The sequence below is a fragment of the Streptomyces sp. NPDC037401 genome (assembly GCF_055602345.1).
Genome location: NZ_JBVJWO010000052.1, coordinates 29,830 through 44,126 on the forward strand (window position 1 = coordinate 29,830; position 14,297 = coordinate 44,126).

11 protein-coding genes are annotated in these 14,297 nt (G+C 74.0%); 10 read left to right on the forward strand and 1 reads right to left on the reverse strand.

Going from position 1 to position 14,297, the window contains the following annotated elements; translation table 11 throughout:
- Window positions 1-96: 96 nt before the first annotated feature.
- Entirely contained in the window at window positions 97-1,683 is a 1,587-nt protein-coding gene (locus tag ACZ7H1_RS35030; protein ID WP_470792303.1) for a protein kinase domain-containing protein, read from the reverse strand.
- Window positions 1,684-1,928: 245 nt separating this feature from the next.
- Here ACZ7H1_RS35030 and ACZ7H1_RS35035 point away from each other — a divergent pair, with 245 nt between their 5' ends.
- From ACZ7H1_RS35035 to ACZ7H1_RS35080, 10 genes are all read left to right on the forward strand, one after another.
- Window positions 1,929-3,650, forward strand: a complete 1,722-nt coding sequence (locus ACZ7H1_RS35035) for a Stk1 family PASTA domain-containing Ser/Thr kinase (protein WP_470792305.1) — start codon at window positions 1,929-1,931, stop codon at window positions 3,648-3,650.
- 289 nt (window positions 3,651-3,939) lie between these two features.
- Window positions 3,940-4,428, forward strand: coding sequence for a hypothetical protein (locus ACZ7H1_RS35040; protein ID WP_470792307.1), 489 nt, complete (start codon window positions 3,940-3,942; stop codon window positions 4,426-4,428).
- A gap of 98 nt (window positions 4,429-4,526) precedes the next feature.
- Window positions 4,527-5,153 carry a PadR family transcriptional regulator gene (locus ACZ7H1_RS35045; RefSeq protein WP_470792309.1) on the forward strand — a complete coding sequence of 209 codons (627 nt, stop codon included), beginning with the start codon at window positions 4,527-4,529 and terminating at the stop codon, window positions 5,151-5,153.
- A gap of 25 nt (window positions 5,154-5,178) precedes the next feature.
- Entirely contained in the window at window positions 5,179-5,919 is a 741-nt protein-coding gene (locus ACZ7H1_RS35050) for an ABC transporter ATP-binding protein (RefSeq protein WP_470792311.1), read from the forward strand.
- Window positions 5,916-8,756 (forward strand): FtsX-like permease family protein, encoded by a 2,841-nt coding sequence (locus ACZ7H1_RS35055; RefSeq protein ID WP_470792313.1) that lies wholly within the window; start codon window positions 5,916-5,918, stop codon window positions 8,754-8,756. The genes ACZ7H1_RS35050 and ACZ7H1_RS35055 overlap by 4 nt, the downstream gene beginning before the upstream one ends.
- A 97-nt stretch (window positions 8,757-8,853) precedes the next feature.
- Complete coding sequence (locus tag ACZ7H1_RS35060; protein ID WP_470792315.1) at window positions 8,854-9,390, forward strand: bacterial proteasome activator family protein; 537 nt, start codon at window positions 8,854-8,856, stop codon at window positions 9,388-9,390.
- Window positions 9,391-9,558: 168 nt separating this feature from the next.
- Window positions 9,559-10,395, forward strand: a complete 837-nt coding sequence (locus ACZ7H1_RS35065; protein ID WP_470792317.1) for an NTP transferase domain-containing protein — start codon at window positions 9,559-9,561, stop codon at window positions 10,393-10,395.
- Window positions 10,396-10,694: 299 nt separating this feature from the next.
- Window positions 10,695-12,098 (forward strand): molybdopterin molybdotransferase MoeA, encoded by a 1,404-nt coding sequence (locus tag ACZ7H1_RS35070; protein ID WP_470792318.1) that lies wholly within the window; start codon window positions 10,695-10,697, stop codon window positions 12,096-12,098.
- Window positions 12,086-13,177: a potassium channel family protein gene (locus ACZ7H1_RS35075; protein ID WP_470792320.1), complete on the forward strand. Its 1,092-nt coding sequence runs from the start codon at window positions 12,086-12,088 to the stop codon at window positions 13,175-13,177. Before ACZ7H1_RS35070 ends, ACZ7H1_RS35075 begins: the two co-directional genes overlap by 13 nt.
- 20 nt (window positions 13,178-13,197) lie before the next feature.
- The gene (locus tag ACZ7H1_RS35080; protein ID WP_470792321.1) at window positions 13,198-14,175 is read left to right on the forward strand and encodes an NAD(P)H-quinone oxidoreductase; all 978 of its coding nucleotides are present in this window, start codon (window positions 13,198-13,200) and stop codon (window positions 14,173-14,175) included.
- Window positions 14,176-14,297: the final 122 nt, after the last annotated feature.

Here is a 14,297-nt window from a genome sequence, read left to right on the forward strand (position 1 = left end):
CGCCCCCCCCCCCCCCCCCCCCCCCCCCCCCCCCCCCCCCCCCCCCCCCCCCCCCCCCCCCCCCCCCCCCCCCCCCCCCCCCCCCCCCCGCGGCCGTTACAGCGATCCGCTCTCGCCTTCGCCGTCTCCGCCGCCCGCACCCGGGGACTCGCCCGGGTCGGGGGTCTCGGGCGGCACGGTCTCCTCGGTCGGCTCCACCGTGGGCTCCGAGGTCTTCGTCGGGTCGGCGGACGGCGAGCGCGTCGGGGTCGGCTCCGTGGTGCGGGTCGGCTCCTGCGTGGGCTCGTACGTCGGCCTGTAGGTCGGCGTGTCGTCCTCGGTGGGGTCGGTCTGCTCGCGGGTCCGCTGGGACTTCTCCGGGCTCGGGGCCTCCTTCGAGGGGCTCTTCGAGCTGGAGATGCTGGGCGCGTTGCTGGGGCGTTCGCCGGTGCCCTTGCTGTCGTCCATCTTGTCCAGTGCGTACACGACGCCGCCGGCCACCGCGAGGATCGCGAGCACCGCGAACAGCCACAGCTTCCAGCGGCCGCCGCCGCCCCGGCCGCCGTGGCCGTTGCCGTCGTGGTAGCCGCCGCCACCGCCGAAGGCGGAGCCGTCGTCCGGGTTCAGCGGAGGCACCATCGGCTGCCCGAACTGGGAGGTCGTGGCGTGTGACGGGTAGCCCTGCTGCGGGCCGGAGCCGGGCTGCGGCACGGCGGCGGTGGGCGCGTGCCCGCCGCCCTGCCCGTGCGGCAGCGCCATCGTCACCGGGCCGGTGTTCCACGTACCGGTGTGGGGGCCCTGATCCTGGAGCATCTGGAGCGCGTACTGGACCAGCCCGCGCATTTCCTCGGCGCTCTGGAAGCGGTCGTCCGGGTCCTTGGCGAGCGAGCGCATCACCAGGCCGTCGAGCTCCGCGGGCACGCCCGGGGCGATCTGCGAGGGCGGCACCGGCGCGTCCTGGACGTGCTGGTAGACCACCGACAGCGGCGTCTCGCCGGTGAACGGGGGCCGCAGCGCGAGCAGTTCGTACAGCAGGCAGCCGGTCGCGTAGAGGTCGCTGCGGTGGTCGACGGCCTTGCCGAGCGCCTGCTCGGGGGAGAGGTACTGCGGGGTGCCCATGACCATGCCGGTCTGGGTCATCGTCGACTGCGCGCCGTGCAGGGCGCGCGCGATGCCGAAGTCCATCACCTTCACGGCACCCGTGTTGGTGATGATGACGTTGGCGGGCTTGATGTCGCGGTGCACGATGCCGTGCTGGTGCGAGTACGCGAGGGCCTCGAGGACGCCCGAGACGATGATGAGTGCCTGGTCGGGTCCCGGCGCCTCGGCGCTGATCAACAGGTCCCGGATCGTCCGGCCTTCAACCAGCTCCATGACGATATAGGGGACGACGTTCGGGCCGACCTGGTCCTCGCCCGAGTCGTACACGGCGACGACGGCGTGGTGGTTGAGCCCGGCGACCGACTGCGCCTCGCGCGTGAAGCGGGCCTTGGAGACCGGGTCCTCGGCGAGGTCGGCGCGCAGCAGCTTCACGGCGACCGTGCGGCCCAGCCGTACGTCTTCGGCGGCGAACACCTCGGCCATGCCGCCCCGGCCGAGACGGTGCGTCAGCCGGTAGCGGCCGTCTCCGACGAGGCCGCCTGCGCCGAACTGCTCGGGAACATCAGCCATCCCGGCGCCGTTTCCCTCGGGTTCGGGTGCCATCAGTCCTCACCGTCGTTTCTGGCCGCTCCCAGCGGTGGTCGCGGTGGTCTTGTGCAGAGTGCTCCGACGAACGCTACAGCCTCCGCGCCGTGCACCGGTCAGGGATACGACAGGGTCAACGCGCGGTCCGCGTGTGGTCACGGAACGGGAACCCCGGCTTGACGTGTGCTTGCCCTCCGGCAGACTGGGCCGCGTCATACGGACCGGCAGGGGTCCCGCAGCAGCGCCCGAGGGGAAGCACAGTCATGAGCCAGGACGGCACTCAGGGCCGGTACGCAGGCGGTTCCCTGGCCCGCGGCCGTTACCAGCTGAGGGACTTGCTGGGTGAGGGCGGCATGGCTTCCGTGTACCTCGCGTACGACGCCTCGCTGGACCGTCAGGTCGCCATCAAGACGATGCACAGCGAGCTGGGGCGCGAGCAGTCGTTCCGCGAGCGCTTCCGCCGTGAGGCCCAAGCTGTTGCGAAACTGTCGCACACGAACATCGTGTCGGTCTTCGACACTGGTGAGGACACCGTCTCACTGGGTGGGACGGAGGCCGACGGCGGCGCTCCGATGCCGTACATCGTCATGGAGTACGTCGAGGGCAGGCCGCTCGGCTCGGTGCTCCAGGCGGACATCGCGCAGCACGGCGCCATGCCCGCGGACCGTGCGCTGAAGGTGACGTCCGACGTGCTGGCCGCGCTGGAGGCCAGCCACGAGATGGGCCTCGTGCACCGGGACATCAAGCCCGGCAACGTGATGATCACCAAGCGCGGCCTGGTCAAGGTGATGGACTTCGGCATCGCCCGCGCGATGCAGTCCGGCGTCACCTCGATGACGCAGACCGGCATGGTCGTCGGCACCCCGCAGTACCTCTCCCCCGAGCAGGCGCTCGGGCGCGGCGTGGACGCGCGTTCGGACCTGTACTCCGTCGGCATCATGCTCTTCCAGCTGCTGACCGGCCGGCTGCCCTTCGAGGCCGACTCGCCGCTGGCGATCGCGTACGCGCACGTGCAGGAGGAGCCGGTCGCGCCGTCGTCGGTCAACCGGTCGGTGACCCCGGCGATGGACGCGCTGGTGGCCCGCGCGCTGAAGAAGAATCCGAACGAGCGCTTCCCCACGGCCGCCGCCATGCGCGACGCGTGCGACCGGGTGCTCGCGGCCGGTCAGACGCAGGCGCCGGTCATCGTCCAGGGCGCGGCTCCGGTCAACAGCGGGGCGGGGGTCGGCTCGACGGTCTTCCCGCCGGTGGACGCCTCCCTCCAGGCCCCGCCGCCGCAGGCGCTCCAGCAGCCGTACCAGCCCTACGCGCCCGCTCCCACGCCGCAGCCGCAGCACCAGCCGCAGCACCACCAGACGCCCCATCAGCCGCTCGCCCACCCGCAGCAGGCGCACCCGCAGCAGTCCGGCGGCTACGCCTACCCGCCCCAGCAGGCGCCGTACGCGCAGCCGGTGCACACCCCGGTGCCGCAGCAGGTGCACACCCCCGTACCGCAGCCGTACACGATCTCCCCGCAGGGGCCGTCGGGCGGGGGCGGCCGGCGCCGTAGCGCCCCGGCCGTCGTGGGCGCCGTCGCGGTCGTGCTGCTGGCGATCGGCGGGCTGGTCTACGCCCTGGACCAGATCGGCGGGGACAAGGGGGGCGAGACGCCGGTGGCGAACGACGCCAGCCAGTCCAGCCAGTCCGAGAAGCCCGGCCACCGGGGCCCGGACCGCACGCGCACGATCGACGTGAGCGAGTGCAAGGAGCCGCAGGAGGCGTACAACGACCCGGACAAGGTCAAGGCACCGAACTTCCGGTACAAGGACCTGCTCTCGGTGAAGGCCTGCCTCCAGGCGGCGGGCTGGACCGTGGAGGAGAAGCCGCGCAACGGCGGGGTGTGGGGCGAGGACACCGTGCTCGAGCAGTTCCCCGAGGTGGGCGAGGACATCGACCCGAAGGACGCCAAGTTCACGCTGCACGTCGCCACCGGAGACCCGGAGTAGGCCCGGAGCAACCCCGGCTCGGGGTCGGCGCAGATCCGGAGCAGGGCCGGGCGTAGATCTGCGGCACGGCCCGGCGTAGATCTGCGGCACGGCCCGGCGTAGATCTGCGGCACGGCCCGGCGTAGATCCGGAGCAGGGCCCGGCGTGGACCCGGAACATGCCGCGGACAGGCCCGCGGCGGACCCCGGGCAGCCCCTCCGCGCCGCCCGAGATGCCGGGTTCGTCCCGGCGTGTGAATCTGAGCCTGACATCTCGGCCTGCCGGTCATCCGGGACGGGAGGGGCTCCCCGTGAATCGACGTTTCCGTGCGCTCCGGTGGACCGCCGGGGCCGCCTGCGCCCTCGGCCTGCTGATGCCCGCCGCCCCCGGCCACGCGGCCGCCCGTACGCCCGGCACCCCCGACACGCCCCGCGTTTCGTCTCCCGCCGCGCCCGGCGAAGCCCGGCTGGCCGGGACCGCGGCCGGAGCCGGGCGGCTGCGCCCCGGCCGGGTGGACGTCGAGCAGGCGGACGCGGAGGTCCTCCCCGCCGCCCGGCCCGTGCCGGAGGCCCCGCCGCCGCAGCAGCCGCAGCAGCCGCAGCAGCCGCAGGTCCCCTCGCCGGAGCGGCCGCCGGAGCAGCCGGCGGCCGAAACGAGCCCGCCGCCCGTCGTCACCGCCCTGGGCGCCAACACCAACCAGCGGGCCGCCGACCTCGCCGCACACATCGTGCCGCTGGGCGCCGGGCTCGCGATGGTGGGCCTCGGACTCGGCTTCCTGGGCATGCGGCTACGCCGTTGACCGGCCCCTGACCCCGGACCGGCGGACCGGGGTCCCCCCTGGGATGTACATCCCGAGACGGTTTGCAGCGCCGACCATACCCGGTATACATACTCGGTATGTCGATCCGCCATGGACTCCTCGCCCTCCTGGAGCAAGGACCCCGGTACGGCTCCCAGCTGCGTACCGAATTCGAATCCCGCACCGGCGCCACCTGGCCGCTGAACGTCGGGCAGGTCTACACGACCCTCGCCCGGCTGGAGCGCGACGGCCTGGTCGCCCCCAGCGGGGCGGACGAGGCCGGCCACACCCTCTACGCCATCACGGACGCCGGGCGCACCGAGCTCCGCGAGTGGTACGAGCGGCCGGTGGACCGGACCAACCCGCCCCGCGACGAGCTGTCGATCAAGCTCGCGATGGCCGTCGGGGCCCCCGGCGTGGACATCCGCGCCGTGATCCAGGCCCAGCGCTCCGCCACCATCCGCGCGATGCAGGACTACACCCGCCTCAAGATGCAGGCCCTGACCGCCATCGAGAGCGGGCAGAGCCGCGAGCGCGACGACATCGCCTGGCTCCTCGTGCTCGAGCAGCTGATCTTCCAGACCGAAGCCGAGGCCCGGTGGCTCGACCACTCCGAATCCAGGCTGGCGCGGCTCTCCGTACTGGCCGAACGGGGAGCCCCGGCCACACCGCTCCAGGCCACCACCACCGCCGCCCAGCCCGCAGCCCGCACAGCTCGGAGCTGACTCCGTCCCAGGGGGGACCTTCTCCATGCCCGTCCAGCAACACCAGCCCGTCCTGGAGCTCCGGCAGCTCACCCGCGTACACGGCAGCGGCGCCACCGAGGTGCACGCCCTGCGCGGCATAGACCTCGCGGTCCACCCAGGCGAACTCGTCGCCGTCATGGGCCCCTCGGGCTCCGGCAAGTCCACGCTGCTCACCCTGGCGGGCGGCCTCGACACCCCCACCGGGGGCCAGGTCGTCGTCGAGGGCACCGACATCACCCGCGCCAAGCGCAAGGAGCTCGCCGCCCTGCGCCGCCGCTCCATCGGCTACGTCTTCCAGGACTACAACCTGATCCCGGCGCTGACCGCAGCCGAGAACGTCGCCCTGCCGCGCGAACTCGACGGCACCTCCGCCCGCAAGGCCCGCGTCTCGGCGCTCGCCGCGCTGGAGGAGATGGGCCTGTCCTCACTCGCCGACCGCTTCCCCGACGAGATGTCAGGCGGCCAGCAGCAGCGCGTCGCCATCGCCCGCGCCCTGGTCGGCGACCGCCGCCTGGTGCTGGCCGACGAGCCCACCGGCGCACTCGACTCCGAGACCGGCGAGTCCGTACTCGCCCTGCTGCGGGCCCGCTGCGACGCGGGCGCGGCCGGCGTCCTCGTCACCCACGAGCCGCGCTTCGCCGCCTGGGCGGACCGGGTGGTCTTCCTGCGCGACGGACGGGTCGTCGACGAGACCCTGCGCACCGCGCCCGACTCACTGCTCTCGGGGCAGGCGGCCGCACAGTGAACTCCTGGTACCACTCCTGGATCGCGGCGATCCGGATAGCCCGCCGCGACGCCTGGCGCTCCAAGGGCCGCAGCGCCCTCGTCCTCGCCATGATCGCCCTGCCGATCATGGGCGTGAGCGCCGCCGACCTGACCCTGCGCAGCGCCGAGCTGTCCGTGACGCAGCGCATGGACCGCACGCTCGGCGCGGCCGACGCGCGGCTGCACGACCCGGGTCTGGGCGGCGTGGCCCTCTACCAGACGCCGGACGCCGGGTCGTACGCGTCGGCGGGCCGCCCCACCGACCAGTGGGCCCCGCCGCCGGCGATCGGCGCGGACGTCCCGGCGACCGTCCCGCCCGGCGCCCGCGTCCTCAAGGACGTCGACGGCTCCGCGAAGGTCCGTACCCGGCACGGCCTGCTCCCGGTCTCCGTCCGCGAACTGGACACTGCGGACCCGCTCGCCAAGGGGCTGCTGACCCTCGACCGCGGCCGGTTCCCGCAGGAGGCGGGCGAGATCGCCGCCACCACGCACTTCCTGGAGACCTCCGGGCTGTACGTGGGCTCCAAGGTCGTCCCGCGCGGCACCGACCGCGCGTACCTGATCACCGGCGCGTACGAAATGCCCGACGCGCTCAAGTCCGACGCCCTGCTCGCCCCGCCGGGAAGCTTCATCGCCCCGCTCAACAAGGCCCTCACCCGTGCCGGGCTGAGCGGCGTCGAGTACTCCGTCAGCTACCTGGCGAGCATCGGCGGCGAAGGTTTCACGTGGAACATGGTCAAGGCGGCCAACACCAAGGGCGTGGTGGTCAAGTCCCGTGCCGTCACGCTGAACCCGCCCGCCGACTCCGAAGTGCCGTACTACCGGCAGGAGCCGGGCGGATACCAGCAGAGCACTGCCGTGAAGGCCGCCGAACTGGCCGGTCTCGCCACGGTCGTGGGCCTGGCCATGCTGGAGATCTGCCTGTTGGCCGGTCCGGCGTTCGCCGTGGGCGCCCGGCGCTCGCGGCGCCAGCTGGGCCTGGTGGGCGCCAACGGCGGCGACCGGCGCCACATCCGCGCGATCGTGCTGTCCGGCGGCCTGGTCATCGGCGCCGCGGCGGCCGTCATCGGCACCGTGCTCGGCATCGCCCTCACCGTCGGGCTGCGGCCCGTGCTGGAGGACCAGCTCGGCGCCCGCTTCGGCAACTTCGACGTCCGGCCGCTGGAACTGCTCGCGATCGGCGCACTCGCCGTCGTGACCGGCCTGCTGGCCGCGATCGTCCCGGCCGTCACCGCGTCCCGGCAGACCGTGCTCGCCTCGCTCACCGGGCGCCGCGGAGTGCGCCGGGCCAACCGCGTCCTGCCGGTCATCGGCATGATCGCCGTCGCCGTCGGTGTGGCGATCGCGCTGTACGGCACCACCTCCAGCCTGGGCTTCGCCGTCGTCGCCGGCGGCAGCGCGATCGCCGAGCTGGGCGTGGTCGCCCTGACGCCCACCCTGGTCGGCATGTTCGGCCGGATCGGCCGCTGGCTGCCGCTGTCGCCGCGGCTCGCGCTGCGCGACGCCGTGCGCAACCGCGGGCGTACGGCACCTGCCGTGGCCGCCGTCCTGGCCGCGGTGGCCGGCACGGTCGCCGTCGCCACGTACCAGGCGAGCAACGACGTCCAGCTGCGGCACGAGTACCGGGCGCAGCTGCCCGACGGCTCCGGCAGCGTCCTGAGCTCGGGTGCCGACGGCTTCCGGGACATCCCGGCGGTCCGCAGCGCCCTGAGCCGGGAACTGCCGGTGGCGGTACGGGCGGACGTGGAGCGCCTGGTGGTCGGCCGGCCCGACTGCGAACGGTGGGCCGTCAGCAAGGGCTGCGGACGGATCGAGCTGGTCATTCCCAAGGGGCAGGACTGCCCGATGTGGGAAGCCGAGGACGGGTCCGACTCCTTCACCCCCGAGCAGCGCCGCAAGATGAACGACGACTGGCGCTGCAATTCCGTCAACCACTACGCGGAGAACGAGGCCGTCGTCGCCGACGAGAAGCTGATGACCGCGCTCGCCGTCAAGGACCCGGCGGCCGCCCGCGCCCTGAAGGACGGCAAGCCCGTCGCCTTCGACCGGCGCCTCGTGAAGGACGGCAAGGTCACGCTGATCGTCGTGGCCGACTCCGAGAAGGCCGAACGGGCCGTGCAGGCCCGCAAGGAGCCCCCGGGCGAGCGCAAGAGCTTCGCCGTCCACCACGCGGCCGGCGCGGAGGGCTACGGGATCAGGCTGGTGCTGCCGCCGTCCACGGTGAAGTCCGCGGGGCTGAAGACGGTGCCGCTGGGCTCGTACTTCACGACGGACGGGCTGCCGACGTCCGCGCAGCGGCAGAAGCTCGACGGGGCCCTCGACCGGATGGGCGCCGACCCGCAGGTCTACGTCGAGGACGGCTTCGAGAGCGAGAACAACCTGACCCTGCTGGCGCTGGCGATCTTCGCCGGTGTGGTCACCATCGGCGCGGCGGGCATCGCCACGGGCCTGGCCCAGGCCGACGCCGAGGCCGACCTGAAGACCCTCGCCGCGGTGGGCGCCCCGCCGCGTGTGCGCCGGACCCTGAGCGGGTTCCAGTGCGGGGTGGTGGCCGCGATGGGCGTGGTCCTGGGTTCGGCCGCCGGGATCCTGCCCGCGATAGGGCTGCGGCTGACCGAGCGCCGCGAGCAGCAGGGATGGTTCGAGGAAGCCCTGTCGCGGGGCTTCGGCGGCGGCATGACCCCGCCGTACGTACCGGTCGTCGTGCCGTGGGGGACGGTCGCCGCGCTGCTCGTGGCCGTACCGCTCGGAGCGGCGCTGCTGGCGGCTCTCGTGACCCGCTCCAGCGGGGCCCTGGCCCGCCGGGCGGCCGCCTGACACCACCGGCGCACGATCTCGTGCCCCCGTGCAGGGTGGATCACACCCGCGCGGGGGCACACCGTGTCTTGACGACGGTGTGCGAGAGAATGGCGGCATGGAGATGCCGAGGAGTGAACGGTCGCAGGACAGCCCCCAGCACGTTCTCATCGTGGGACAGGACGGGATGGCGGTCGGCGGCGCCGATGACGAGTCGCGCGAGGTCCCGGTGACGGAGATGGTCGAACAGCCCGCCAAGGTCATGCGCATCGGCAGCATGATCAAGCAGCTTCTGGAAGAAGTCCGAGCGGCTCCTCTCGACGAGGCCAGCCGGGTCCGGCTCAAGGACATCCACGCCAGCTCGGTCAAGGAGCTGGAAGACGGGCTCGCACCCGAGCTCGTCGAGGAACTGGAGCGGCTCTCCCTCCCCTTCACGGACGAGACGATTCCCTCCGAGGCGGAACTGCGCATTGCGCAGGCCCAGTTGGTGGGTTGGCTGGAGGGCCTGTTCCACGGCATCCAGACGGCTCTGTTCGCGCAGCAGATGGCGGCGCGGGCGCAGCTGGAACAGATGCGGCGCGCGCTTCCGCCGGGTGCTTCGCACGACGACGAGGACGGCTCCCACGGGCCCGTCCGCTCCGGTCCGTACCTGTAGCCGGCGTCCTCACCTGTAGTCGGCGTCCTTGCCGGCCTTCCTTCCCTGCGGGGCCCGCCTGGTGCGGGCCCCGTGCCGTTTCCGCGTGCGGGCCGCCCGCCCACCGGGGTTGAAGGCGGGCTAAGTGGGGCCTGGGATACGGGAGATAGGACGCGCATACTCGTGGGCATGACCTTTGACGCGATCGTGCTGGCGGGCGGCGCGGCCAGGCGGCTCGGCGGGGCCGACAAACCGGGGCTGAGCGTCGGCGGGCGGGCCCTGCTCGACCGGGTCCTCGACGCCTGCCGGGACGCGGACGTGACGGTCGTCGTCGGCGGACGACGGGACACCGCCCGGCCGGTGACCTGGGCACGCGAACAGCCGCCCGGAGGCGGTCCGCTGGCCGCCCTGCACGCCGGGCTGCAGCACACCGCGGCCGAACGGATCCTCGTCCTCTCCGCCGACCTGCCGTTCCTGGGGCAGGAGACGGTCGGCACGCTGCTGGCCGGCCTCGGCGCGGCCCGGGAGCCGGAGGGCGTGCTCCTGACCGACGCCGACGGCCGCGACCAGCCGCTGGTCGCCGCCTACCGGGCGGAGCCGCTGCGCCGCGAGCTGGCGCTGATCGCCACCGAACACGGCACGCTCGGCGGGCTGCCGCTGCGCCTGCTGACGGCCGCACTGGACCTCGACCGTACCGGCGCGGCACCGCTCGCCGCGTTCGACTGCGACACCTGGGACGATCTCGCGGCGGCGCGTGCACGGATCAGGGAGCATGGGAACGTGCTGGACGAATGGATCACCGCAGTCAAGACCGAGCTCGGCATCGACCTCGACGTCGACATCCCCGCCCTGCTCGACCTCGCCCGCGACGCCGCACACGGCGTCGCCCGCCCTGCCGCCCCGCTGACGACCTTCCTGGTCGGGTACGCGGCGGCCCAGGGCGGCCTGTCCCTGGAGGAGGCCACCCGCAAGGCCGCCGCCCTGGCCGGCCGCTGGGCCGCCGAGTCCGGGCCCGGCACCGGATGACCCCCCTGGGCCAGGAACCCGGAAAGCCCGCCGGGGGCCGGGAGGGGAGGCCCACCGGGGAACTCGCCGCCCCCGCCGGGAGCACGCCCCGGGCACCCGCCGCCGGCCCCGCAGGGGACGGCGGAGCCGGGCTCACGCCCGGAACCGCGGCTCTCGGCACCATCGGGAGCACGCCGCGGGACACCGCCCGGGCACCCGCCGCCGGCCCCGCCCGGGGAACCGCGCGGACCACCGCCCCTGGAACGGCCGAAGACCTCGCCGGCGGCGCCACCGGGGGCACGGCCCGGGGCGCCGGCCGCATGGTGGCCACGGAGCCCGCCGGGAAAGCCGCGGCGAACGCCGCACCGGGCACGGCCGGGGACGGCGCGCAGGACTGCGCCCGGGCGACAGCCGGGGCGACGGCCGGGGCGGCGGAGGCAGCGGAGGCAGCGGAGAGTACCGAGGAAAGCGCAGTACAGGAGGCGCTCGCCCTGGTCAGCCGGGATCCGCGGCCCGCCGCGCCGGTCCGCCACCGCGCCACCGCCTGGCCCGAGGCCGGCCGGATCGCCGCGCGCAGCGCCGAGGCCGCACCCGCCGCAGCCCGGCCGGTAGCCCTCGACGCGGCCCTCGGCCAGGTGCTGGCCACCCCGCTGAAGGCCCTGACCGACCTCCCTTCGTTCGACAGCTCCGCCATGGACGGCTGGGCCGTCGCGGGCCCCGGCCCCTGGGCCGTACGGGACGGCGGCGGCATCCTCGCGGGCGGCGACCGGCCCGTCCCGCTGGCCGACGGCGAGGCCGTACCGATCGCCACGGGCGCCCGGATCCCCGGCGACACCACCGCGGTCATCCGCAGCGAGCACTCCCACACCGACGCCAAGGGCCGGCTGCACGCCGACCGCGAGGTCGTCACCGGCCAGGACATCCGGCCGCGCGGCCAGGAGTGCCGCTCCGCAGACCTCCTGCTGCCCGCCGGGACCCTGGTGACCCCCGCCGTCCTCGGACTGGCCGCAGCGGCCGGATACGACCGCCTGGAGACCCTGCCGCGGCCCCGGGCGGAGATCCTCGTCCTCGGCGACGAGCTGCTCGCGCAGGGACTGCCCCACGACGGACTGATCCGCGACGCCCTCGGCCCGATGCTCGGCCCCTGGCTGACCCTGCTCGGCGCGGACGTCATCGCCACCCGCCGGCTCGGCGACGACGCCGAGGCCCTGTACCGGGCCGTGACCGCCTCCACCGCCGATCTGGTCCTCACCACCGGCGGCACCGCCTCCGGCCCCGTGGACCACGTACACCCGGTCCTGGCCCGGGCCGGTGCCGAACTGCTCGTCGACGGCGTCGCCGTACGCCCCGGCCACCCCATGCTGCTCGCCCGGCTGGCCCCCGGCCGCCACCTCGTCGGGCTGCCGGGCAACCCGCTGGCCGCCGTCTCCGGACTGCTGACCCTCGCCGAACCCCTGCTGCGGACCCGGGCCGGGCTGGCACCCCGCGCCCGCTACACGGCCCCGCTGCGCGAAGAGGTCCACGGCCACCCCCACGACACCCGGCTGGTCCCCGTCGTCCTGCGCGACGACCACGCCGTACCCCTGCACTACAACGGGCCCGCGATGCTGCGCGGGATCGCCGCCGCGGACGCGCTGGCCGTCGTACCGCCGCACGGGGCCCGGGCCGGACAAGAAGTGGCCGTTCTCGATCTGCCCTGGGCAGCCGGAGGATGTTTCACGTGAAACTCCACGGCCAGGACGCAATGGCCCGCGAGGCCGACGAAAAACTCGCCTCGCGGCGGGTGAAGCTGCCCCGGCGGGTGGTCGACAAGCCGCTCCGCCAGGTCAGCAAGCGCCTGCTGATGGCCATGGCGGTGCTGCTCACGACCGTGCTCATCGTGTGGCTCGACCGCGAGGGCTACCACGACAACGCCAACGAAAGCGTCGACTTCCTCGACTGCTTCTACTACGCCACCGTGAGCCTGTCGACGACCGGGTACGGCGACATCGTCCCGTACAGCGACAGCGCGCGTCTGACGAACATCCTGCTGATCACACCGCTCCGCGTGCTGTTCCTGATCATCCTGGTCGGAACCACCCTGGAGGTCCTCACCGAACGGACCCGCGAGGAGTGGCGGCTCAACCGCTGGAGGAACCAGTTGCGCGACCACACCGTCGTCGTCGGCTTCGGCACCAAGGGCCGCTCGGCGCTCCAGACCCTTCTGGCCACCGGCCTGAAGAAGGAGTCCGTGGTCATCGTCGACCCCAGCTCCAAGGTCATCGACACGGCCAACGCCGAAGGCTTCACCGGGGTCGTCGGCGATGCCACCCGCTCCGACGTCCTGCTGCGCGCCGAACTCCAGAAAGCCCGTCAGATCGTCATCGCCACCCAGCGGGACGACACCGCCGTCCTCGTGACCCTGACGGCCCGCCAGCTGAACCGCGGCGCCAAGATCGTCGCAGCGGTCCGCGAGGAGGAGAACGCCCCGCTGCTGCGCCAGTCGGGCGCGGACGCCGTCATCACCAGCGCGAGCGCGGCGGGCCGTCTGCTGGGCCTGTCCGTGCTCAGCCCGAGCGCCGGCACCGTGATGGAGGACCTCATCCAGCAGGGCAGCGGACTCGACCTCATCGAACGCCCGGTGACCCGGGCGGAGGCCGGCCGCAGCGTGCGCGAGACGAACGACCTGGTGGTCAGCGTGCTGCGCGGCCACCGCCTGCTGCCGTACGACGACCCGCACGCCAGCCCCCTCCAGCTGACGGACCGGGTGATCGTCATCCAGCGCGCCGTACCGCCCGCAGCGACACTGGGCCCGGCCGAGTAGCCTCGCGTACCCTCCGGCCCATGCATGCGATCACGATTCCCCAACCCGGCGGCCCGGAGGCCCTGGTGTGGGCGGAGGTCCCCGATCCGGTGCCGGGCGAGGGCGAGGTCCTCGTGGAGGTCGCGGCGAGCGCCGTGAACCGCGCCGACCTGCTCCAGCGGCAGGGCTTCTACGACCCGCCGCCGGGCACCTCCCCCTATCCCGGTCTCGAATGCTCGGGCCGGATCGCGGAGCTGGGCCCCGGGGTGTCGGGCTGGTCCGTGGGCGACGAGGTGTGCGCGCTGCTGGTCGGCGGCGGCTACGCCGAGAAGGTTCTCGTCCCGGCCGGCCAGCTGCTGCCCGTACCGGCAGGCGTGGACCTGGTCACGGCGGCCGCCCTGCCGGAGGTCGTCTGCACGGTCTGGTCGAACGTGTTCATGGTCGGGCACCTGCGTCCGGGCGAGACCTTCCTCGTGCACGGCGGCTCCAGCGGGATCGGCACGATGGCGATCCAGCTGGCGAAGGCGGTGGGCGCGAAGGTGGCCGTGACCGCGGGCGGCAAGGAGAAGCTGGACCGCTGCGCCGAGCTGGGCGCGGACATCCTGATCGACTACCGCGAGCAGGACTTCGTGGCCGAGATCCAGGCCGCCACCGGGGGAGCGGGGGCCGACGTGATCCTCGACATCGTCGGGGCGAAGTACCTCGACCGGAACGTCCAGGCGCTGGCCTTCAACGGCCGCCTGACCATCATCGGCCTCCAGGGGGGCCGCAAGGGCGAACTCAACCTGGCCGCGCTGCTCGCGAAGCGGGCGGCGATCACGGCGACCACGCTGCGCGCCCGGCCGCTGGAGGAGAAGGCCGCGATCGTCGCGGCCGTACGCGAGCACGTCTGGCCGCTGATCGAGGCCGGCCGGGTGCAGCCGGTGGTCCACGCGTCCTTCCCGATGGAGCGGGCCGCGGAGGCCCACCGGGTCCTGGAGTCGAGCACGCACGTGGGCAAGCTGCTGCTGACCGTGTGACCCCGGCGCACGCCGGGACACCACGGACGGCGGGGGGGGGGGGGGGGGGGGGGGGGGGGGGGGGGGGGGGGGGGGGGGGGGGGGGGGGGGGGGGGGGGGGGGGGGGGGGGGGGGGGGGGGGG

Excerpts from the sequence above, each read along its gene's own strand:
- ACZ7H1_RS35070 (WP_470792318.1), top strand. The coding sequence starts at position 10,695 with ATGGTGGCCACGGAGCCCGCCGGGAAAGCCGCGGCGAACGCCGCACCG.
- ACZ7H1_RS35080 (WP_470792321.1), top strand. The coding sequence starts at position 13,198 with ATGCATGCGATCACGATTCCCCAACCCGGCGGCCCGGAGGCCCTGGTG.
- ACZ7H1_RS35060 (WP_470792315.1), top strand. The coding sequence starts at position 8,854 with ATGGAGATGCCGAGGAGTGAACGGTCGCAGGACAGCCCCCAGCACGTT.
- ACZ7H1_RS35030 (WP_470792303.1), bottom strand. The coding sequence starts at position 1,683 with ATGGCACCCGAACCCGAGGGAAACGGCGCCGGGATGGCTGATGTTCCC.
- ACZ7H1_RS35035 (WP_470792305.1), top strand. The coding sequence starts at position 1,929 with ATGAGCCAGGACGGCACTCAGGGCCGGTACGCAGGCGGTTCCCTGGCC.
- ACZ7H1_RS35065 (WP_470792317.1), top strand. The coding sequence starts at position 9,559 with ATGACCTTTGACGCGATCGTGCTGGCGGGCGGCGCGGCCAGGCGGCTC.
- ACZ7H1_RS35050 (WP_470792311.1), top strand. The coding sequence starts at position 5,179 with ATGCCCGTCCAGCAACACCAGCCCGTCCTGGAGCTCCGGCAGCTCACC.
- ACZ7H1_RS35075 (WP_470792320.1), top strand. The coding sequence starts at position 12,086 with ATGTTTCACGTGAAACTCCACGGCCAGGACGCAATGGCCCGCGAGGCC.
- ACZ7H1_RS35045 (WP_470792309.1), top strand. The coding sequence starts at position 4,527 with ATGTCGATCCGCCATGGACTCCTCGCCCTCCTGGAGCAAGGACCCCGG.